This is a genomic window from Bacillus sp. PAMC28571 (genome assembly GCF_014250435.1).
GTDB lineage: Bacteria > Bacillota > Bacilli > Bacillales > Bacillaceae > Bacillus > Bacillus safensis.
Genome location: NZ_CP060191.1, coordinates 3,054,825 through 3,074,610, shown reverse-complemented (window position 1 = coordinate 3,074,610; position 19,786 = coordinate 3,054,825). Strand labels below are relative to the sequence as shown.

Below are 19,786 nucleotides of genomic sequence, written 5' to 3'. Positions count from 1 at the left end.
ATCAAAAATATGTCAATTATACTAAATGGTGTAAGGTGGAGCGTTTGATGAGTACAGTGAACCATTGTTTATATGCAATTTCCTATACTTGGAAAAGAAGCCGATCTTATCTTCTTTTAACCTTGTTGATCCAAGTGATCGTTGGTTTTATGCCTTTGGCTAGTGTCTGGATTATTCAAACTTTGATTAATGAAATTATTTTATTCATGACGTCTTCAGGAGACATTCAAAAGGTTTTGTGGTTATTTGGGCTGCAAATGGTCATTGTGGTTTTAGGATATGGGCTTCAATTCATTCTTCAGCTTAGCCAGCAGAAAGCGACAAATTTGATTGGTCTGCATTTGAAGGGTGAATTGCTTCAAAAGGCGATCAGGCTGCCGTTTATTACATTTGAACACCCGTCTTTTTACAATGAAAGTCAACGTGTGATGAACAGTCATCAGCATGTTCTGAGCATGGTTAGAAGTATCTTTACCATCATGAGCGCATTGATTACTGTTGTATCACTTCTTATCTATATGATCGGTATCCATTGGGGCTTGGCGGTCATTCTGATCGTGTTTACCCTGCCTGTCTTGTGGATTGAGCTTTTCTTTGGAGGAGCGCGTTATCAATTAAACCGTATGTTAACAGCCAATGACAGAAGAGAAATGTATGTGTCCGATCTTGTCGCACAACGGGATTCATTGAAGGAAATCCGTTTATATGGAATCGGGAATTATCTTCTTCAGAAATGGAAAGATCATTATGTAAAAAGTGCAGATGAAAAATATAAACTGCTTAAGCGGCAAGTCCGCTGGGAGATGGCGGGCGGATTGCTTATGACATTTGCCTATGTATGCTGCGGCCTTTTTATTGTTTTTCTTATTTTTCAAAAAAAATTAGCTGCCGGGACATTTGTCGCTGTGCTGCAAGCGGTGCAAAACATCCAAAGTGGTTTTCAAGACTTAACAAGAGAATGTTCTAGTTTATATGAAACAAGTCTTTATGTTGATGAAATGAGAGCTTTTCAAAAGAGAGAAGAAGAAATTCATGAGCAGACAGAAGAAGGAGCATCGCTTCGAAAAATCGAGTGTATTCAGTCCATTACACTTGAAAATCTCTCTTTTACTTATCCGAATATGAAAACACCTGCCATTGAGCATATACATTTTCATATCAATAAAGGTGAACGTATTGCATTGGTGGGGGATAACGGATCAGGTAAAACCACCTTGATCAAATGTTTGACCGGTTTATATGATCCAGATCAGTCGAACATGCAAAAAGTCAACGGTGAGTCCATTTCTACTATTCATAAAAAGTCATATCATGCGAGAATGGCTGTTCTTTTTCAAGATTTTATGAAGTACGAGTTCACTGTGAAAGAAAACATCGGGTTTGGCCGTATTGATCATATGGACGAGGGAGAGCGGATGATCTCAGCTGCCCGGCAAGCAGGCATAGAGAAAAGAATTCATCAAATGGAAGAAATGTATGATGCGCAGCTTGGCCGATTTTTTGAAGAAGGCCATGAACTGTCTGGCGGGCAATGGCAAAAGCTCGCGATGGCTAGAACCTTCTTTAGAGAGAGTGATTTTATCATTTTAGATGAACCAACTTCTGCTCTTGATCCACTATCGGAAATTTCACTTATTCGAAAGCTATTCGATCACACGCAGGATCAGGGTGTCTTGTTTATCACACATCGAATGGGAGCAGCCCGTTTAGCAGACCGTATAATCGTAATGAAAGATGGTGCTTTCGTTGAAGAGGGGAACCATGATGAACTGATGGTGTTAAACGGAGAGTACAAAAGGCTTTACGAGGCACAATCTCAATTATTTCAACAAAAGGAGATGGCGTAAGGTGAGTGTCTTTTATTACATAGGTGTCTATTTATTAGGTATCATTTTTGCTGGTGCTTGGCTTGATAAAGTAAAAAAACAGACGGCACATATGCAGCAGATGAATGCTTATCGGCTGCTGCCTTCTTCTTTCACGGGACCCATGTTTTATTTGTTTTTAACTGCAGAATTGGTTTGTACTGTTTTTTTATTCGTATGGCATATGACTCTTGTACCTGCGATTGGTCTTACAGCACTTTTAAGTATTTATACTGGAGCGGTGACCTTCAATTTATTGAGAGGACATCGTGATATTTCTTGCGGCTGTGGTGGACTGCTTGATAATGAACGCCTTCACTGGGGAATTGTGATTCGCAATGTGTCGATGCTGGCTCTTGTGATCGGATTGTTTTATGTGCATCCCTATGCAGAAACCATTCCATGGCAATATAACATCATTTGTTTTCTCATTGCCGTGGCTGTCTCTTTCATAATAGCGGTGGGTCAAGAAGTCTTAATGTTTAAAAGAAAATGGATCAATCAATTTGAATTATTTATAGAAGGAGACGATGTGAAATGACAGATATTCTATTGATTATTGTGTTATTCATTGTCATTGCTCAGCTGGCTGTGATATTTTTGCTCGCTCGTTTTATCGGAAAATTTATGAATAAGATCAAAACCCTTGATGGAATTGAATTAAAGGAAGCGGATGTGGGGGATCCTGCACCGTTATTTCGAAGCTATTCCCATTTAGGCGAGAAGGTCATTTTGAAGGAATATGTTCAAAGCGGGAGTGCTGTGATGCTGTTATTTGTGAACTCTACTTGTATGACGTGCAAAAGCATTTTAGCAGACTTGCAGCAGCAAATCGCTGTTGATGATACTCAATTCATTTTTATTAATGGGGATGAACAGGCGGATGATACGCAGATCCTTGAATTGCTGCCGTCCCAGGCTGTGTATACTCGTTCTTCACAAATCATGGAGCTATACGGGGTAACGGTTGTTCCACAAGCGATTCTCATTGATGAACATGGTATCATTCTGCAAAGAAAATCTCTTCAAAATGCGAAACAGTTTGAACAGCTGTTACATGCGTCATAAAAAAGCGTCTCTTTTTCAGGGAGACGCTCGTTTTATAATTCTTTTCCTAGGATATCTAAATCGTATCTGCTGCCGTCCATTTCTGCGATGCGTGGCAGGTGGCCCCATGTCTCAAAGCCGTGCTTTTTAAATAGTCGAATGCTAGCTTCGTTGTGCCCGAAAATAAAGGCAAGTAACGTTCGAATGCCTAATGATGGTGCTAAATCAATGGCTTCTTGCAAGAAAAGTGATCCTAAGCCTTTTCCTCGATAGTCTTGGTTTAAATAGATACTCATTTCAACGGTCCCGTTGTATGCAGGTCTTCCGTAAAAGGTTTCAAAGCTGAGCCAGCCGTAGATATTTCCATCCTCATCTGTTTTCACATAGAGAGGTCTTTTCTCGGAATGATTCAAAAACCATTGCCGGCGGTCCTCGACAGAAACTGGTTCTGTATCTGCGGTCACTTCTCTTGAAGCAATGGTTGAATTGTAGATATCAACGATCGCTTTGAGGTCATCTTCTGTTGCTATACGGTTGAAAGTTTTCACAATTAAGTCTCCCATCTTTTTTTCATTTATCATACATATTATTGATGCGATTGCGCAAAATAAAAAGAAAAATGATTTCGTGTGTATATATTTTTTGAAAAGTGTTCAGAATGTTGCTGAGGTGATGAAAAATGAGAGAGGAAGAAAAGAAACGTACTTCCAAAATCACAAAAGTTCAGCAATTTTTCCGTAAGCGCTGGGTATTCCCTGCTATTTACTTGGTCAGCGCAGCGGTCGTGTTAACAGCCGTTCTTTGGTATCAAGCTGTATCAAAAGATGTGAAAGACCAACTATCTGATGGAAATCAAACAGGGCAAGAACAGCGCGATGATGCCGTTGAAGTTGGAAAGCCAATTGAAAATGTCGCAATGCCGGTCCAGAATTCTGATAATGTTTCTGTCGTGAAAAAGTTCTATGAAGCAGATGCTGACCAAAAAGAAAAAGAAGCAGCACTTGTAAACTATAATAACACCTATACCTTGAGCAAAGGTATTGATCTTGCAGATAAAGATGGCAAAGTGTTTGATGTCACAGCTGCTCTTAGTGGAACAGTGGTTCAAGCGAAAAAAGATCCAGTTCTTGGTCACGTTGTTGAAATTGAACATGAAGATGGATTATCGACTGTTTATCAATCGTTGTCACAAGTGAGTGTCAAAGAAGGCGATGAAGTCAAGCAGAATGATGTCATTGGTGCTTCTGGTAAAAATCTATATGGTGCTGAAAGCGGCAACCATGTGCATTTTGAAATTCGTATGGAAGGTTTAGCGCTTAATCCGCTTAGCTTCATTGACAAGCCTGTTTCTACAATTGAAAAAGCAGCGCAAGAAGTGACGGAACAAGCAAAAGAACCTGCTCAGCCAAAGACTGAGGAAAAAACGAAAGAACCTGCTGCTGAAGATAAAGCCAAAGAGCCAGCTGGAGAAAAATCTGAAGAAAAGTCTGATGAGAAGGGTAAATCCTCTGATCAAGAAAAGTCTTCTGATTCCTCTAAAGACAGCAGTCAGTCAGAAGAAACAAAACAATCTTAATGTCTTACAAGGTCCTCTGTGTATATGAATATGCAGAGGTTTTTTCTGCTTAAAAAGATCCCCCGCCACTCGGCGGAGGATACACTATAGGGCGGCAGGTCCTTCTTCACCTGTCCGGATGTTGATTGTATTCGCTACCTCATATATAAAAATTTTCCCATCCCCTGGTTCGCCTGTACGAAGTACCTTTTGAGCTGTTTCTACGACCTGTTCGACAGGTACTTTGCTTAGGACGATTTCGATCTTTAATCGTTCGTACACGTTGCTTTCCTTTTTGACGCCGCGGTATAGCTCTGTATGTCCCTTTTGTAAGCCGCAGCCGTGTACATTTGAAAAGGTAATCGAGGTGACACCAATCTTTCCAAGCTCCACCTTTAATGTTTCAAAATTAGCTGGACGTGTGACAATCTCCACTTTATACATTTTGCTCATAGAGACACCCCTTTTCTTTAATCTTGATAAGCTTTTTCACCGTGCATGGTTAAATCAAGACCCACTGATTCTTCTTCTTCGGTTGCACGAATTTTGAAGAAGACATTGACCACTTTGATGATCACGTATGTCACAACGGCAACAAAAGCGTACGTAGCAACAATCGCGACCACTTGCTTCCAAAGTAAGCTAGGATCTCCGTAAAATAAGCCATTGGCTCCGCCGTCATTGACAGAAGTTGTGGCGAATAGTCCTGTTGCAATTCCTCCCCAAGTACCGCCAATTCCGTGAAGGCCAAATGCATCTAGTGCGTCATCATAGCCAAATTTGGCTTTGAGTGAAAAGACTCCCCAGAAACAGACGATCCCGCCAATGATTCCTATTATAATAGAAGCAAACGGTGTAACAAAGCCTGCGGCAGGTGTAATGGCGACAAGACCTGCGATGGCTCCAGAGATCGCGCCGAGCATGGTTGGTTTTTTGTTGATCATCCACTCTACTAACAGCCAGCCGATGATTCCTGCAGCAGCAGCTGTATTGGTGTTAATAAAGGCAAACATGGCCACGCTGTCTAATGTAAGAGCACTACCCACGTTAAAACCAAACCAGCCAAACCAGATGACAGCTCCACCAAGAAGGGTGTAGATCAAGTTATGCGGAGAAGAGCTTGCTGCTTCTTTACGCTTCCCGAGCACAATCGCCACGACAAGACCCGCAACACCGGATGAGATGTGAACCACGTTTCCGCCTGCGAAGTCAAGAGCACCCATCTCGCCAATCCAACCGCCGCCCCATACCCAGTGTGCGACTGGAGCATATACAAATGTGACCCAAAGGAGTGTAAATACAACGACTGCTGAGTAGCGGATCCGTTCAGCAAAGGCTCCTGAGATGATGGCTGTTGTTAAGACGGCAAAAGTCATTTGAAACATCATGAACAATGAATGTGGAATGGTCTCACTATAGGAACCAGGCTCAAAACCTACGCCTTTCAGGCCCACCCAGTCTAATCCTCCGATCCATGCATTGCCTGGTGCAAAAGCTAAGGAATAACCGAATACGATCCATACGATTGAAACGATCGCTAGTGACGTTAAGCTGTGCATGGTTGTGCTTAACACGTTTTTGCTCCTCACGAGTCCTCCGTAGAATAAAGCTAAACCCGGTGTCATTAACCACACGAGTAGTGCGCAGAAGAACATAAATACTGTATCACCCATTTGCATGCTGCATTCCCCCGAATCATTCAGAATTATTGTTTTCTTAATTCTTCATTATAGAGAGAAAAGTCATATATAACATATACATGTAAGTTTATCTGACATGGTTTTTTGGTTAAGTTCAATATAAATGGATGAAAAGTTCGTAAAAAATGAGCAAAAACGTAAGTTAAGCACTAAAAATGAAGGGCGTTTGACCTATAAAATGGAGCTGAGAAACAGTTTTGTACGTTCCTCCCTAGGAGAATCAAACAATTCCGAAGGGACGCCTTCTTCGACGATGCGGCCTTCGTGCATGTAGACGACACGATCGGCAACTTCTTTCGCAAAGCCCATTTCATGTGTGACAATGACCATGGTCATGCCTTCTTTTGCGAGGCTTTTCATCGTTTGCAGCACTTCGCCTACAAGCTCTGGATCAAGGGCAGACGTAGGTTCGTCAAATAACATGACATCAGGCTTCATGGCGAGAGATCTGGCTATGGCTACACGCTGTTTTTGGCCGCCTGATAGTTTAGAAGGATATACGTTGGCTTTATCCGCAAGTCCGACTTTTTCTAGCAAGGCGCTGGCTTCAGCGATGGCTTGCGCTTTCTTTGTTTTTTTCACCATAACAGGCGCTTCGATGATATTTTCAAGCACAGTTTTGTGCGGGAAAAGATTAAAATGCTGAAACACCATCCCTATTTTTTGTCTCATTTCGTTTAATTGATCGCGCTTTGGATGAACAGGGCTGCCATCAATGATAATATCTCCATCATTTTTTATTTCTAAAAAGTTCATACAGCGGAGCAGGGTGCTTTTTCCAGAACCGCTTGCGCCAATTAAGACGACCACATCATTTTCATAAACAGTGAGATCGATATCTTTTAAAACATGAAGCTCTCCAAAATATTTATTGAGTTTTTCAACACGAATGATTTCCTTTGATTCTGTCATGCTTCTCCTCCTATTGGTCACTGGCTGATAGTTTCTTCTCAAAGGTTTGGACAGCGAATGTTAACAGCAGGACAAGAACTAAGTAATAGACGGCGACAACAAGTAAATACGTCATATTATCAAAACTGTTGGAGCCTTGCGTGGTGGCGACGTTAAATAGTTCATTGACACTGATAAAGGCGGCGAGTGATGAATCTTTTAAGCCGATAATGAACTGGTTGCCAAGAGGGGGGAGGGCGCGCCGCATCGCTTGAGGGAGAATGATGCGTCTCATTGTTAAAAAACGACCCATCCCAAGAGATCGTCCTGCCTCTTTTTGCCCCTGATCGATGGATTGGATGGCACCTCTAAATATTTCCGCTATATAGGCCCCATTATGAAAGGCGAGCGCAATGGAAGCAGCCCAGAAGTCGGGTATATTCAATTCTGTGAGGCCGAAGTATAGGATGAAAATTTGAACAATCAGTGGTGTTCCGCGTACAAGAAAGATATACGCATTGGCGATATAACCGAAAACGGCTATGCGGGATATTTTCAATAAAGCAAAGAAAAGCCCGATGAACATACCGATGAAGATGCTGATCACCGTCAGCTGTAAGGTGATCAGCATTCCTTCTAAGAAAATACCTCTAGAATCAATCAGTGTCTGAAAAAAGTGTGATAGGGTAGGCAAAACAATCATCTCCATTTGAAGAAAGTGCGCCTATAAAAAAGGCGCACAATCGTGGTTTTAATCTTGTTTGACCGTGATGTCTTCATCAAAGTACTTTTCGCTAATTTGTTTTAATGTTCCGTCTTTTTTTAGTGCGTCAATCGCATCGTTGATCTCTTTTATGAGCTGTTCATTTTCTTTTGATACAGCAATTGCCTGCTCACTTTGTCCGAGTCTTTCCTGCGCTGTGATGTTCAATTTTTTCTTCATCGCTTCTGCACCTGTGGCGAAATCTGTTACGACTGCATCGTGTTTTCCTTTGGCCAGTGCTTCTAAGGCGACGACATCACTATCATAATATTTTGGTTCTTGCCCGCTATGTTCCTTAGCAATATCAGCGTAGGACGATCCTTTGGATACAGCAATTTCTTTGTCTTTTAAGTCATCAGCATGCTGAATGTCTGATCCGGGTCTTGTGAAAATTTGCGGACCAGAGTAGTAATAGGGCTTAGAAAAAAGGACGTGTTTTTTTCGTTCCTCATTGATGGTATGACTTGCAACCGCCGCATCAAATTTACCTGCTTTCACGCCTTCGACGATGCCTGCGAATTTATATTTTTTCTGTATAGGTTCGAGACCTAGTTTGTCACTAATCGCATTGCCTACGTCGATATCAAAGCCGGACATCTGATTTCCATCCATGTAACTAAACGGATGAAATTCACCTGATGCTGCAAAAATAAATTTTCCATCCTCCAAAATTGGCGACCCTTTCGCTGTAGAATTACGTTTATCTCCGTTCCCATTTGTTTCATTTGAACCACACGAAGACAGAAGTAATACTGCAACCGAGAAAAGGGCTGGGACCCAAAACCGTCTTTTTTTAATAATAAGCTTCTCCTCCTTTTCAGCCGTTCTCCATATAAGGAGAAAGTAGGCTTTTCAATATGTGTAGCATCTTACCATTTGTTCCTCATATTCTCAATTTTATATGTGTTATTCCAACAACCGTCCTTTTTAGAATGTATGTCTTGCTTTTCTAAGAGAGAACTTGAATTGATTAGGGTAAAAAAGGGAAATGAATCTCATAATAACGAAAGGGTTGCAAAAAGGAGGTCAGTGTATGAACAAGTGGAGAGACAATCGAAAAGTTTTTTTAACCGCTATTGCCTTTGGAACGATGTTGAATCCGCTGAATTCATCAATGATTTCTTTGGCCTTGCATCAAATTCAGCATGAATTCGGTTTGTCGTTTACGACCGTATCTTGGCTTATTTCTTCTTTTTATTTAGCCAGTGCAGTAACACAGCCAGTGAGCGGCCGGATTGGGGATCATGTGATGAGCCGGAGAACCTTATTTTTATTCGGTCTCGTTCTTGTCGCAGTCTCAGCCATTTGCGCGCCGTTTGTCCCAACGTTTGCGGTGCTGATTGTGATCCGTTTGTTACAGGCGATTGGAAGCAGTGCCATTTATCCTTCTGGGGTCGGACTCATTCGGGATCATATTCAAGAAAGACAGGCTTCGGCGTTAGCGGTATTATCCATTTTTGCTTCAGCGATGACGGCGCTTGGACCGACGCTTGGCGGATTTCTGATGACCATTGGCGGCTGGCCGGCTATCTTTTTAGTGAATCTGCCGTTTATTTTGATCAGTTTCTTTCTCGGTTTATTGTTGTTTCCGAAGGAGCAGAAAAAGAGAAAGCTGCGCATAGGCGAAACTGTGCGAACACTCGATTTGCCAGGGATGCTTCTTTTTACCGTCTGCATTGTTCTCCTCCTTTCATTTTTATTATCACTGGGTGATGGCATTCAATATGTTCAAGGCATTCTTTGTCTCCTGAGTGCAGGCGCTTTTATCTGGTGGGAGTATCAGGTAGATGAACCGTTTATTCAAATACGGATGTTCAGAGAAGAGCAGCGGCTGTCACTTGTGTATGTGCAATTTATCATTTTAAATATCTTTTTCTATTGTCTCTTTTTTGGTTTGCCGAGTTATTTTCAGGATGAGTTAGGCTGGCGTGTGGAGATGACGGGTCTTTTTATGCTGTGTATGTCAGGGGTGAGCATTATTGTGTCGCCGCTGACAGGAAAGTGGGTGGATCGCGGGGATGAACGCCATCCAGTTTTAGCGAGTGCTGTATTGATGCTGGCTGGAGCGTCTGCCATGACTTTCTTTTTTATTCCTGCGCCATTATGGGGAAAAGGATTGGTTCTGGCGCTGCTTGGGCTCAGTTATGGGATAGGGAATGTTGCGCTTCAAGCTGCGATGCTCAAGGCAAGTCCTCAGCAAATGATTGGCACGTCCTCTGGACTTTTTCAAACATGCCGCTACCTTGGTTCTATTCTGTCGTCTGCTGTGCTTGGTATGCTGTTTGGGGAAGAAATTGCTGGTGCTCATTTTGCGCAATTAGGCTGGACGTTGATCATCATTTCTCTTATTGGCATTGGCGTCAGTCTTTATTTTTCAAGTATGGTTAGAGGGAGACCGCCAATAAAAAAAGCGGCGCGATAAGTGAGAGAAGAATCTTCATCACGTTATCGCAAGGCCGCTTAAGAGTTGGACAGGTCTGAACCCTGATCCTTTGTCTTCCTTCTGAAAATTTTCCCTACAATTGTCTCGTAAAATGTCACGATACGATCAATAGGAGAGTCAAAGAACTTCCATAATTTATTCATGATAAAGACAACCACAATCGATACGACCAAGCTGCCTAAAACATCAAATGGATAATGATGACCGACCCAGATGCGGGAGAATCCTGTAAGTAATCCAAAGACGAGCAATATGTTGCCGAGCTTTTTATTACGGGATCGAATGGCTAGTGAAAGAGCCAATGCACCTGTTGTATGGTCACTTGGGAAGGAAGCGTCTGCTGAATGCGGGATGAGTGTGTCGACTTTATGCGCCACAAACGGCCGCTCTTCATAATGAAACAATGTAATGGCAAAGTTGACGATAAGTGCTGCAATGCCTGTTACACCGGAAAAGAAGACATGCTTTTTAAATTTGTGATTCCCTAAAAACCAGCAAATCAATAAGACAAGGGCGTACACAAGAATGGCCTTTTTCGTAATAAAGATCATGGCCTGATCTAAAAACTCAGAATGGTGAGCCATCCCGTGTATGACTTTAAACAATTCGTAATTCAAAACATCACCTATACTTTCGCTTAATGCCAACTATTTTTCAAAAAAGCCTGTATGCTCTATATGAAATATCCTATATTTTAGCATGTTTCCGGCGAAGTTTAAAATAGTATCCTTTTATTCTGAAAGGGAGACCTTTTGTGCATTTGCTTCCTGGGGTTTTCGTTCGCTCCAATAAAAGACGCCCATACTCAGCAAGACAACAATGCCTGCAATGAGGTACACATTTGAAAAGTCTGTGAAACTGACAAGGAGTCCAAAGACAAATGAGCCAGCAGCAATACCTGTATCATACAGAGTAAAGAAAGTAGCCGTCGCATACCCCGTACGGTGAGCTGGTGAGTGCTGAATCGCAAGTGTTTGTAAACATGGCACGAGCGAACCATAGCCAAGTCCAATCACAGCGCCTGATAGAAGAAGCATTGCAGCTGAATGTGTCGCTGTCAGCATCCATAAACCAATAGCAAAAAGGGCAATCGAAGGATAGATCACAACGTGAGCTCCAACTCGGTCAAAAAGTCTGCCTGTAAATGGACGTGATCCAAGCATTGCAGCCGCAAACACAATGAAGAAATAACTGCTTGCACCCATCAAATGGAGTGAATTGGCATATACTGAAATAAATGAAATAATCGGCGAATAACAGAAAGAAATAATAATACCGACGGCCGCTGTTTTTAATGCGCCTTTTTCAAACAGGTGAGAAAACGTGAATCGGAAGACGATGCTTCCGCCGTTTTCAGGCTCTGGCTGTCTAATCAGCATTGTAAAAGCGGCTCCGATCGTCACGATAATGGAAAAGAGAAGAAATAAGGAATGAAATCCTATTTTTCCTACTTGGTTTAGTGCGATAAACGGACCGATGACAACAGCGAGGTTCATGGACATCACAAAGTATCCGAGTCCTTCCCCGCGTTTATGTTTCGGGATCATATCAGCCGCAATGGCACTGGCGACTGTCGTCAAAATACTAAAAAAGATTCCTTGTACGAAACGCAGCACAAGAAGCGTTTGGAATTGATCAATCGGAATGTATAAATAAGTGAGTAAGGCAAAGGCTGTAGAAGAGAAAATCGCCATCCGTTTTTTGCCGAATTTCTCAATAATGGCGCCAGAAAACGGTCTTGTCACAATAGCAGACAATAAGAAGACCGTCACAAGGAGACCGCCCTGTGATTCTGTTCCATTTAGTTCATCCATTGTGTAAATGGGCAGTAATGTCAAAAGGGCATAAAAAGAGGTGAACGTAAATAAATTCACCAGGACAATCATGATAAAATCTTTTGTCCATATGCGTTCGTTCATGATGTATGTCACTTCCTATTCAGTAGATAATTTGTGTAAAAGTGTATGGAGGAGTTGTTTTTCTTCGTAGGTAAAATCTGAAAGACATTCTTCTTCAAATTGTTCCATCGTGCGTTTGATTTCTTCAAATCGGGCTTTTGCATCATCTGTCATCACGATCAGATTCTCACGTTTGTCTTTGCCTTGTACACGTTTCACCCAGCCGTTTGCTTCTAAGCGGGTGACGGTTCTGGTGATGGTCGGTGCTTCGACGTTTAAATATGTCCAGATGTCTTTTTGGGTTTTTGGGCCGAATGTATCCAAACAAAAAAGCACAGTCCACTGGGACATGTACAAGTCATAAGCAGCAAGCGCTTCGTTCGCCTTTTTAGACAGCAGCCGTGCGCCTTGATGTATTTGATGTAAACACTCTCTATTTAACGTATCCATATGCTCACCTTTTTTAAATATTTAGCTAGGTAAATAAATTCACCTTTTCTATTTTACGTGCTGAACCCTTTCTTGTAAAGTGGAAATTTTCGCGCCCCGAAATGATTTTTTGTTTTGCCTTTTCTGATAAATCCCTTGTCCCATCTTCATTTTTAGCATATTCCCTATTCAATGCTAATACACTGTTACAAACCTGACAAAGAGAGTGTTTGAGGTGAGGGATCGTGTTTGGCATTTACTACCTAATGGATGAGAAATTACGACGAACAAGCGCCGCTGAAAATGGATAATCTTCATACGGATCTCATTTCACACTTCTCACATCCATTTTAGGGAGGTCGAGTGGTGTGCACGATTACATCAAAGAGCGAACAATCAAGATAGGAAAGTATATCGTGGAGACAAAGAAAACCGTTCGTGTTATTGCGAAAGAATTTGGAGTCTCTAAAAGTACTGTACACAAGGATCTAACAGAAAGGCTGCCAGAAATTAATCCAGATCTGGCTAATGAAGTAAAGGAGATACTGGATTATCATAAATCAATCCGCCACTTGCGAGGAGGAGAAGCCACCAAGTTAAAGTATAAAAAAGAAGAAATTTTAGAAGGCGAACCTGTGAAACAGTAAGCTTAGTTCTTTGTTCATAAACATGATATATATATCTTCCTCATATCGGTAGTTTCTAACCACAAATTTTGTAAAGACTTTTGTAAAGAAATATCTTTTTTTCTGCAAATTATGATAGAATATATAATTAGGGCAGAATGTGGTATTTGCTATGGAAACAGATTTTCAAGGAGGATATATATAGATGTTTGCTAGGGATATTGGAATTGATCTTGGTACTGCAAATGTACTGATTCATGTCAAAGGAAAAGGAATTGTGTTAAATGAACCATCTGTGGTAGCTCTTGATAAAAACAGCGGGAAAGTTTTGGCTGTTGGAGAAGAGGCTAGACGTATGGTTGGACGTACGCCTGGGAATATTGTTGCGATTCGTCCATTAAAAGACGGCGTAATCGCTGATTTTGAAGTAACTGAAGCGATGCTCAAGCATTTTATTAACAAATTAAATGTGAAAGGGCTGTTCTCTAAGCCGCGTATGCTCATCTGCTGCCCGACAAATATTACATCTGTTGAGCAGAAGGCGATCAAGGAAGCTGCTGAAAAAAGCGGTGGTAAGCATGTATTTCTTGAAGAAGAGCCAAAAGTAGCAGCGATTGGTGCTGGTATGGATATTTTTCAGCCAAGTGGAAACATGGTCGTAGATATTGGAGGCGGAACGACAGATATCGCTGTCATCTCAATGGGTGACATTGTAACCGCCTCTTCTATTAAAATGGCTGGAGACAAATTTGATCTGGAAATTCTAAACTACATTAAAAAAGAGTACAAGCTGTTGATCGGTGAGCGCACGGCTGAGGATATTAAGATCCAAGTTGCAACGGTATTCCCAGACGCACGTCACGAAGAGATTTCGATTCGTGGACGAGACATGGTGACAGGATTACCAAGAACGATTACCGTCACAAGCAAAGAAGTAGAAGAAGCATTGCGTGAATCTGTATCTGCGATTGTTCAGGCTGCGAAGCAAGTTCTTGAGAGAACACCGCCTGAATTATCAGCTGATATTATCGATCGCGGCGTCATCATTACAGGTGGCGGAGCTCTTCTAAACGGGCTTGATCAATTGCTTGCAGAAGAGCTGAAAGTACCAGTTTTCGTTGCTGAAAATCCAATGGACTGTGTAGCAGTTGGTACTGGCGTGATGCTTGATAATATGGACAAGCTGCCAAAGCGTAAACTCAGCTAATGATTTCCCTCATTCTTTTTAGAAAGAATGGGGGATTTTTATTAAAGAACCCTGCTAATCAGCCGATATATTTCATAGAAGATTGTGTTTAGGTCATGTGAAAGAATTTGAATGAGGTGAGCACGTGTTAAAAGGACTATACACCGCAACATCTGCCATGATCGCTCAAGAGCGGCGGACAGAAATGCTTTCAAATAATATCGCAAATGCGAATACCCCAGGCTATAAAGCGGATGAAGGGGCAATGCGTGCATTTCCAGAAATGCTGCTGAGCCGAATGGAATCAGGACGTTTCCAAACATCCTCAGGCAAAGGTTTTAGTGTTCCACTGCAATCGCCGATTGGTGGAATCAATACTGGGACATATATGCAGGAATTAATCCCTCAATTTACACAGGGAACTTTAAAAACAACAGATCAAACAACAGATGTAGCACTAGTTGAAAATAATGTGCCGATCAATCCGGAGACCAATCAGAAATCAGCGCTATTTTATGCGGTCAACACACCAGAAGGCGTTCGTTATACGAAAAGCAGCTCCATTACATTGAACGCACAAAAGCAGCTGACGATTAATGGACGCGCTCTTCTTTCCGTGACGGGTCAGCCGATTACGGTTCAGAGTGAGAACTTCAAAGTGAATGCAGATGGTACTGTGTCTGAAAATGGCCAAAATCTTGGTCAAATCGATGTACGTGTTGCGATGGATACAAGAAACCTAGCGCGTGAAGGAAATGATTTATACCGTACAGCTGATAACCAGCCCCTGCCAAGTGCAGTCAATAACGGTCAAATGTCCTATACGTTAAGCCAAGGCATATCGGAGCTGTCGAACGTGGATGTGACGAAATCATATACAGATATGACAACGGCTTACCGAGCATTTGAAACAAACCAAAAAGTGGTTCAGGCGTATGATAAAAGCTTAGAAAAAGCAGTGAATGAAATTGGCAGAGTGTACTAATCAAGAAATGAAAAAGAAAGGAGGAAAATTATGCTTAGAACGATGATAAATGCAGCTGTATCGATGAATGAAGTGCAAAAGCAGCTTGACATCATCAGCAACAACATCGCGAACAGTGAAACAACAGGATACCGTGCGAAAAACACCCGTTTCTCAGAGCTGATCAGACAGCAGTTTAATCAGGTAGATGAAAAAAATGAGCAGGTGGCAAACAGTCGTCTGACACCTGCTGGGTTAAGGCTTGGTACGGGGACAATGGTCAATGCGTCCATTAACTCGCTGCAAGGCTCGATTAAAGAAACAGGACGTGATCTTGATGTTGCATTCGGAGCGCCGTCGCAGTATTTACAGGTCAACGCCGGCGGTAATATCCGTTATACAAGAGATGGTTCACTTTACTTACAGCCGGGCAATAACCGTAACCAAGTGCAGCTTGTCACGAGCGAAGGCTATCCGATTCTTGATGAAAACGGAAATGCAATCGTCTTAAATGCGAATTTCCGTGATATTTCAATCGATAAAAATGGACGGCTTACGGCGATTTCAAGAGATAATCAACCGAATCAGCAAGTGAATCTAGGCGTTGTACAAGTCAATAATTCTTCAGCACTTGCCTCTGAAGGAGATAATTTGTTCTCAGTCGACGGAACCTATCAAGGTGCATTAACAGCACTAAATGGAGCAAACCGAGAGGCGATTCAGCTCCAGCAAGGTGCACTGGAAACGTCAAATGTGGACATGTCGAAAGAATTAACAGACCTCATGACAACACAGCGTTCCTATCAGATGAACTCAAGAACGATCACGATGGGCGATCAAATGCTGGGATTAATTAATACAATTCGATAATCAGTAGGCTGGTATCAGCCTCTCATGATAAAAAAGGCGGCTCGCTCAAAGTCGCCCTTTTTTTTATAAAAATCTGAGACATCAGCAAGCAGATCCTCAAGATCAATCCAGGCTTCTTTTCGTTCAAGACATGTGACGAGTGTGGCGATCTGCTCATCTGCCTTTGGCGTTTGGCTGTAGAGAAGAGATAAGATTTGAAACTTCATTCTTAATATATCAAACTGGGAAGCAACGGCTTCTTTCAGTCCTTTTTGAATATATTTCATCCCTTCATCGGTTAAATTTTCTTTAAAACAGGAACGCACAGTTTCGTATAGGCACGATACATAGGAGTGTGCTGACTTTCGGTATGCTGGAAGACGAAGTGCTTTTTTGAAGTATTCTAGCGCTTCCTTATGATGGTTTTGTCTTGACTGAATAAAGCCAGCATCATAATAAACGATACCGAGCAGCTCTTGATCATCAATCTTTTTCACATAATCAATAATTTCAATGAAAATATCTTCTGCTTCCTTATATTTTTTTTGGTCGCTATAGTTAAGAGCGAGCACAATTTTACACCGATAGATGCTATGGATATCTCCGTGCTTTGCAAAAATATCCATGGCTTTTTGAACATGACGAATCGATAACAACGAGTAACGGTTGTTATAATAAACACCGCTTGTACGGAAATGGAACTCTGCTTCCTCCAGCTCATCGTTAAGTAATGGCAGTCGTTCCTCTGCCTTTTCGAGATAATGAATCGCATCATTTTGATCACTTTTTAAAGATTCATATAATCCGAGAAAGAAATAAAAATAATATTGCAGTTCTTCGTTCATTTCATCTTTGTGGGGCAGCAGTTCATGTTTGAGTTTTTCTAAGTCTTCTGTCTGATTCATCCAGAGCTGATGACGGAAAAGCATCAGCTGATAATGGAAATAGAGTTCCTGTTTTTTTGATAATTTGCGTTTATATTTTAGCAGTGTTTTTTTGATTTCTTCAGCCTTCGAAAAATGTCGATGCTTTAGCATTGTATACCAGGAATGGAGAAGTTTTTTTATGGATTTATCGCTCATAAAATTCATTTTTACCCTCTTATTCAATCAATGTTGTAATATATATTACCATATTTGTGAAAAAACAATGAGTGTAGTGTGGATTATATTTGATGACAATTGGTAATAGTAGATTCTATTTTTTACCATATGCATAAGGCGAATATTGAAAAATGCCAGCATTCATAATATACTTCTATAGGAATCAAATGAAGATCAGCGATATAGAAAAGAAGGAGAGATCAAGATATGCTTGATGCTCAGCAAATTCAAGACATTATTCCACACCGTTATCCATTCTTATTGGTCGACCGTATTCTAGAGGTTGAGGGAGAAAAAAGAGCGGTTGGAATTAAAAATGTCACAGTGAATGAAGAATTTTTTAACGGCCATTTCCCTGGTTACCCAGTCATGCCTGGTGTGCTTATAGTAGAAGCACTCGCACAGGTTTTTGGTGTGATTATGTTAGGCAAGGAAGAAAACAAAGGAAAGATTGGTTTGTTTGCAGGGATTGACGGATGCCGCTTCAAAAGACAGGTCAAGCCTGGTGACCAGCTTCGTTTAGAGGTTGAAGTGACGCGCCTCCGCGGGCCGGTTGCAAAAGGAAAAGCAGTAGCGACAGTAGATGGCGAAGTTGCATGTGAAGCAGAACTGACATTTTCTATCGGTCCTAAAGTATCATGATTTTCCTGGCGGTTCATTAAGCATGAATCGCTTTTTTATTTAGAAACGTTCAGTTAGAACGGATAAGGACTTGCAATTTTGACAAAAAAACGTCATATTAGACAAAAAAAGATGAAGGTGATAAAGGATGCTGAAAGAATTTAGAGAGTTTGCCGTCAAGGGTAATGTCATTGACTTGGCTGTAGGTGTCATCATTGGGGGAGCATTTGGCAAAATTGTCACTTCTCTTGTGAATGATTTAATCATGCCGCTTGTCGGTATTATTATTGGAGGGCATGATTTTAGCGGTCTATCCATTAAAATCGGAGCGGCTCAAATTTTATATGGGAACTTTATTCAGACAGTGGTTGATTTCTTAATTATCTCGTTTTCCATTTTTATCTTTATTCGTTATTTGAATAAGTTAAAACGGAAAAAGGTTGAGGAAGAAGAGGTTGTGGAAACGCCGGATCAAACGGAAGTTCTGCTAACTGAAATTAGAGATTTATTGAAAAATCAAAGCCAGTCTAAAGATTTGCAATAGAAAAAGAGCGGCTGATCCCGCTCTTTTTTATGTGTTTTGTTTAAAAGCATCCAGTAGTTTTTCTCCTGACAGCCCCTCTTTGACGAGGTCTTTTAATACTTCTTCAGTTTCTGTTCTGTAACGATTTGTAATCATTTTACCATCGAGTAACACAGAAATGTTTTCTTCTAAGGCAACGATGTTTTTGACTTGGACAGATAGATGAACAGGGCGGTTGTTTTCTTTAGTGATCGTTACAAGAATCTTCACTTCTGTGTGCTGCTGAAAGAGTACCTCAAACACCTGTCTATGTTTCTTTGGAATGAGTGCTTCAATCATCCAGTGATTTTCACCGTCTTCTTTATTAATGATTAAACCGTCACGAAGGGGAATACTGGACATTTTATCTTGCTGTGGATCAAGTTCAATTTTTAAATCAATCAGCCTAAAGGTTTTCATATTTATCACCTCACAAGCGTTCATTATTCGTAAGTATTATTATAGCATACAACATCTGTATAAATGAAACCGCTGCCTGCTTAGAACTAGCTGCACATGAGTGAAAGGAGATGTTTTATGGAGTCCTATCAATTGAGAAATATTCATATTGGCGAGGAGAAGGCAAAGAGTGATATACGTGTTTATTCGTGGGGAGACATTCTTTCATTTTGTGATGTCTATATGGAAGAAGGAGAGTCACTCACGTTTCAATATGTCACTGAGGATCAAATGGACTGCTTTGAGTTTCAGCTGTCGGTTCATGATGGCCGGCTTTGTTTTTATTGGTTTGCGTGGGACGGATCTGATTATATTCACATGCCTTCTAGTAATTGGATTCATTCAGATATTTTTTATCAATTTATGAAAAATAAGTATTTCATCAAACAAAACAAGATGATGTTTTATACGCAAGCGGTAAAAAACAGAAATTAATGAGGATATAGAGAATTTGAAGGCCTATTTTGCTATTTTCAAGTTTTGTCACATCAGGCCTTTCTTCGTAGACTAGGGGTAGCTGAAAGGAAAGGAGGCAAGTCCCGATCAAAAGGTAACGTCTATCATCTGACAGCCCCCCTCTAGCTAAAGCTGATAGATGCTGCCTTGTGCATATGAACACTGCGTAATAGAACCAATGCTTCTTTGTATAGGTCATGTGTCCCCTTATGAATCCCCTTTGTGTGTATCCGGTCATAATGCGTGGCCGGATACTCTTTTATTCACTGTTTAACCGATCAGCTCTTGCAAATGGTGGATACTCATTACATAATGATGATGGATTTTGTTAACGGGATATCGGTTGAAAATAAAGACAAAAAGGAGAGA

At 41.2% G+C, this 19,786-nt stretch carries 23 protein-coding genes; 12 read left to right on the top strand and 11 right to left on the bottom strand.

The genetic code is table 11. The annotated features are described in order from the left end of the window. Nucleotides 1-47 precede the first annotated feature (47 nt). Genes H7F25_RS15575 through H7F25_RS15565 form a run of 3 tightly spaced genes read left to right on the top strand, consistent with a single transcriptional unit; the run spans nucleotide 48 to nucleotide 2,933 of the window. Nucleotides 48-1,847 (top strand): ABC transporter ATP-binding protein, encoded by a 1,800-nt coding sequence (locus H7F25_RS15575; protein ID WP_135031387.1) that lies wholly within the window; start codon nucleotides 48-50, stop codon nucleotides 1,845-1,847. Nucleotide 1,848: 1 nt separating this feature from the next. Next, nucleotides 1,849-2,406 carry a MauE/DoxX family redox-associated membrane protein gene (locus H7F25_RS15570; protein ID WP_044333378.1) on the top strand — a complete coding sequence of 186 codons (558 nt, stop codon included), beginning with the start codon at nucleotides 1,849-1,851 and terminating at the stop codon, nucleotides 2,404-2,406. Beyond that, nucleotides 2,403-2,933: a TlpA family protein disulfide reductase gene (locus tag H7F25_RS15565; RefSeq protein WP_125585877.1), complete on the top strand. Its 531-nt coding sequence runs from the start codon at nucleotides 2,403-2,405 to the stop codon at nucleotides 2,931-2,933. Before H7F25_RS15570 ends, H7F25_RS15565 begins: the two co-directional genes overlap by 4 nt. A gap of 32 nt (nucleotides 2,934-2,965) precedes the next feature. On the opposite strand, the gene H7F25_RS15560 is transcribed toward H7F25_RS15565, so the two are convergent. Further along, nucleotides 2,966-3,475 (bottom strand): GNAT family N-acetyltransferase, encoded by a 510-nt coding sequence (locus tag H7F25_RS15560; RefSeq protein WP_029706351.1) that lies wholly within the window; start codon nucleotides 3,473-3,475, stop codon nucleotides 2,966-2,968. 116 nt (nucleotides 3,476-3,591) lie between these two features. On the opposite strand from H7F25_RS15560, the gene H7F25_RS15555 reads away from it, so the two are divergent. After that, entirely contained in the window at nucleotides 3,592-4,488 is an 897-nt protein-coding gene (locus H7F25_RS15555) for a stage II sporulation protein SpoIIQ (RefSeq protein WP_034281210.1), read from the top strand. 84 nt (nucleotides 4,489-4,572) lie between these two features. Here H7F25_RS15555 and H7F25_RS15550 read toward each other — a convergent pair whose 3' ends face one another. The 5 genes from H7F25_RS15550 to H7F25_RS15530 form a co-directional block, all read right to left on the bottom strand. Continuing rightward, entirely contained in the window at nucleotides 4,573-4,920 is a 348-nt protein-coding gene (locus H7F25_RS15550; protein ID WP_024423704.1) for a P-II family nitrogen regulator, read from the bottom strand. Nucleotides 4,921-4,937: 17 nt separating this feature from the next. After that, on the bottom strand, nucleotides 4,938-6,146 hold the full coding sequence (locus H7F25_RS15545; RefSeq protein WP_024426325.1) for an ammonium transporter: 1,209 nt from the start codon (nucleotides 6,144-6,146) through the stop codon (nucleotides 4,938-4,940). A 192-nt stretch (nucleotides 6,147-6,338) separates the two neighbouring features. Next, nucleotides 6,339-7,079, bottom strand: a complete 741-nt coding sequence (locus tag H7F25_RS15540) for an amino acid ABC transporter ATP-binding protein (RefSeq protein WP_034622553.1) — start codon at nucleotides 7,077-7,079, stop codon at nucleotides 6,339-6,341. A gap of 10 nt (nucleotides 7,080-7,089) precedes the next feature. After that, nucleotides 7,090-7,767 (bottom strand): amino acid ABC transporter permease, encoded by a 678-nt coding sequence (locus H7F25_RS15535; protein WP_080652918.1) that lies wholly within the window; start codon nucleotides 7,765-7,767, stop codon nucleotides 7,090-7,092. 42 nt (nucleotides 7,768-7,809) lie between these two features. Then, nucleotides 7,810-8,655: a transporter substrate-binding domain-containing protein gene (locus H7F25_RS15530; protein ID WP_243837421.1), complete on the bottom strand. Its 846-nt coding sequence runs from the start codon at nucleotides 8,653-8,655 to the stop codon at nucleotides 7,810-7,812. A 199-nt stretch (nucleotides 8,656-8,854) separates the two neighbouring features. On the opposite strand from H7F25_RS15530, the gene H7F25_RS15525 reads away from it, so the two are divergent. Next, on the top strand, nucleotides 8,855-10,243 hold the full coding sequence (locus H7F25_RS15525; protein ID WP_185853902.1) for an MFS transporter: 1,389 nt from the start codon (nucleotides 8,855-8,857) through the stop codon (nucleotides 10,241-10,243). Nucleotides 10,244-10,281: 38 nt separating this feature from the next. Here the strand turns inward: H7F25_RS15525 and H7F25_RS15520 are convergent, their stop codons facing one another. The 3 genes from H7F25_RS15520 to H7F25_RS15510 form a co-directional block, all read right to left on the bottom strand. Next, nucleotides 10,282-10,881, bottom strand: a complete 600-nt coding sequence (locus H7F25_RS15520) for an undecaprenyl-diphosphatase (RefSeq protein WP_024423699.1) — start codon at nucleotides 10,879-10,881, stop codon at nucleotides 10,282-10,284. Between the two features lie 114 nt (nucleotides 10,882-10,995). Further along, nucleotides 10,996-12,183 (bottom strand): MFS transporter, encoded by a 1,188-nt coding sequence (locus H7F25_RS15515; protein ID WP_185853901.1) that lies wholly within the window; start codon nucleotides 12,181-12,183, stop codon nucleotides 10,996-10,998. Between the two features lie 15 nt (nucleotides 12,184-12,198). Next, nucleotides 12,199-12,612 carry a MarR family winged helix-turn-helix transcriptional regulator gene (locus H7F25_RS15510; RefSeq protein WP_024423697.1) on the bottom strand — a complete coding sequence of 138 codons (414 nt, stop codon included), beginning with the start codon at nucleotides 12,610-12,612 and terminating at the stop codon, nucleotides 12,199-12,201. A 347-nt stretch (nucleotides 12,613-12,959) separates the two neighbouring features. Here H7F25_RS15510 and spoIIID point away from each other — a divergent pair, with 347 nt between their 5' ends. The 4 genes from spoIIID (at nucleotide 12,960) to H7F25_RS15490 (ending at nucleotide 16,237) form a co-directional block, all read left to right on the top strand. Further along, on the top strand, nucleotides 12,960-13,238 hold the full coding sequence (gene spoIIID / locus H7F25_RS15505; RefSeq protein WP_008343327.1) for a sporulation transcriptional regulator SpoIIID: 279 nt from the start codon (nucleotides 12,960-12,962) through the stop codon (nucleotides 13,236-13,238). A 184-nt stretch (nucleotides 13,239-13,422) separates the two neighbouring features. Beyond that, on the top strand, nucleotides 13,423-14,424 hold the full coding sequence (gene mbl, locus H7F25_RS15500) for a cell shape-determining protein Mbl (protein WP_007497573.1): 1,002 nt from the start codon (nucleotides 13,423-13,425) through the stop codon (nucleotides 14,422-14,424). Nucleotides 14,425-14,548: 124 nt separating this feature from the next. Then, nucleotides 14,549-15,388 carry a flagellar hook-basal body protein gene (locus tag H7F25_RS15495; protein ID WP_171464751.1) on the top strand — a complete coding sequence of 280 codons (840 nt, stop codon included), beginning with the start codon at nucleotides 14,549-14,551 and terminating at the stop codon, nucleotides 15,386-15,388. Between the two features lie 30 nt (nucleotides 15,389-15,418). Continuing rightward, entirely contained in the window at nucleotides 15,419-16,237 is an 819-nt protein-coding gene (locus tag H7F25_RS15490; RefSeq protein WP_024426319.1) for a flagellar hook-basal body protein, read from the top strand. 14 nt (nucleotides 16,238-16,251) lie between these two features. Here the strand turns inward: H7F25_RS15490 and H7F25_RS15485 are convergent, their stop codons facing one another. Then, entirely contained in the window at nucleotides 16,252-17,307 is a 1,056-nt protein-coding gene (locus H7F25_RS15485; protein WP_125585887.1) for a tetratricopeptide repeat protein, read from the bottom strand. A 219-nt stretch (nucleotides 17,308-17,526) separates the two neighbouring features. Here H7F25_RS15485 and fabZ point away from each other — a divergent pair, with 219 nt between their 5' ends. Both fabZ and mscL read left to right on the top strand, forming a co-directional pair. Then, entirely contained in the window at nucleotides 17,527-17,961 is a 435-nt protein-coding gene (gene fabZ / locus H7F25_RS15480) for a 3-hydroxyacyl-ACP dehydratase FabZ (protein WP_012011512.1), read from the top strand. Nucleotides 17,962-18,088: 127 nt separating this feature from the next. Then, the gene (mscL, locus tag H7F25_RS15475) at nucleotides 18,089-18,484 is read left to right on the top strand and encodes a large conductance mechanosensitive channel protein MscL (RefSeq protein ID WP_041115532.1); all 396 of its coding nucleotides are present in this window, start codon (nucleotides 18,089-18,091) and stop codon (nucleotides 18,482-18,484) included. A gap of 27 nt (nucleotides 18,485-18,511) precedes the next feature. Here the strand turns inward: mscL and H7F25_RS15470 are convergent, their stop codons facing one another. Then, nucleotides 18,512-18,922: a YwpF-like family protein gene (locus tag H7F25_RS15470; protein WP_024423692.1), complete on the bottom strand. Its 411-nt coding sequence runs from the start codon at nucleotides 18,920-18,922 to the stop codon at nucleotides 18,512-18,514. 117 nt (nucleotides 18,923-19,039) lie between these two features. Between H7F25_RS15470 and H7F25_RS15465 the strand changes: the two genes are divergently transcribed. After that, nucleotides 19,040-19,396 carry a hypothetical protein gene (locus H7F25_RS15465; RefSeq protein ID WP_041087904.1) on the top strand — a complete coding sequence of 119 codons (357 nt, stop codon included), beginning with the start codon at nucleotides 19,040-19,042 and terminating at the stop codon, nucleotides 19,394-19,396. Nucleotides 19,397-19,786 lie beyond the last annotated feature (390 nt).

Coding starts and splice junctions, on each gene's coding strand:
- H7F25_RS15525 (WP_185853902.1), top strand. CDS start 8,855: ATGAACAAGTGGAGAGACAATCGAAAAGTTTTTTTAACCGCTATTGCC.
- H7F25_RS15550 (WP_024423704.1), bottom strand. CDS start 4,920: ATGAGCAAAATGTATAAAGTGGAGATTGTCACACGTCCAGCTAATTTT.
- H7F25_RS15560 (WP_029706351.1), bottom strand. CDS start 3,475: ATGGGAGACTTAATTGTGAAAACTTTCAACCGTATAGCAACAGAAGAT.
- H7F25_RS15515 (WP_185853901.1), bottom strand. CDS start 12,183: ATGAACGAACGCATATGGACAAAAGATTTTATCATGATTGTCCTGGTG.
- H7F25_RS15465 (WP_041087904.1), top strand. CDS start 19,040: ATGGAGTCCTATCAATTGAGAAATATTCATATTGGCGAGGAGAAGGCA.
- H7F25_RS15535 (WP_080652918.1), bottom strand. CDS start 7,767: ATGGAGATGATTGTTTTGCCTACCCTATCACACTTTTTTCAGACACTG.
- H7F25_RS15470 (WP_024423692.1), bottom strand. CDS start 18,922: ATGAAAACCTTTAGGCTGATTGATTTAAAAATTGAACTTGATCCACAG.
- mscL (WP_041115532.1), top strand. CDS start 18,089: ATGCTGAAAGAATTTAGAGAGTTTGCCGTCAAGGGTAATGTCATTGAC.
- H7F25_RS15555 (WP_034281210.1), top strand. CDS start 3,592: ATGAGAGAGGAAGAAAAGAAACGTACTTCCAAAATCACAAAAGTTCAG.
- H7F25_RS15540 (WP_034622553.1), bottom strand. CDS start 7,079: ATGACAGAATCAAAGGAAATCATTCGTGTTGAAAAACTCAATAAATAT.
- H7F25_RS15510 (WP_024423697.1), bottom strand. CDS start 12,612: ATGGATACGTTAAATAGAGAGTGTTTACATCAAATACATCAAGGCGCA.
- mbl (WP_007497573.1), top strand. CDS start 13,423: ATGTTTGCTAGGGATATTGGAATTGATCTTGGTACTGCAAATGTACTG.
- H7F25_RS15575 (WP_135031387.1), top strand. CDS start 48: ATGAGTACAGTGAACCATTGTTTATATGCAATTTCCTATACTTGGAAA.
- H7F25_RS15490 (WP_024426319.1), top strand. CDS start 15,419: ATGCTTAGAACGATGATAAATGCAGCTGTATCGATGAATGAAGTGCAA.
- H7F25_RS15565 (WP_125585877.1), top strand. CDS start 2,403: ATGACAGATATTCTATTGATTATTGTGTTATTCATTGTCATTGCTCAG.
- H7F25_RS15485 (WP_125585887.1), bottom strand. CDS start 17,307: ATGAATTTTATGAGCGATAAATCCATAAAAAAACTTCTCCATTCCTGG.
- fabZ (WP_012011512.1), top strand. CDS start 17,527: ATGCTTGATGCTCAGCAAATTCAAGACATTATTCCACACCGTTATCCA.
- H7F25_RS15545 (WP_024426325.1), bottom strand. CDS start 6,146: ATGCAAATGGGTGATACAGTATTTATGTTCTTCTGCGCACTACTCGTG.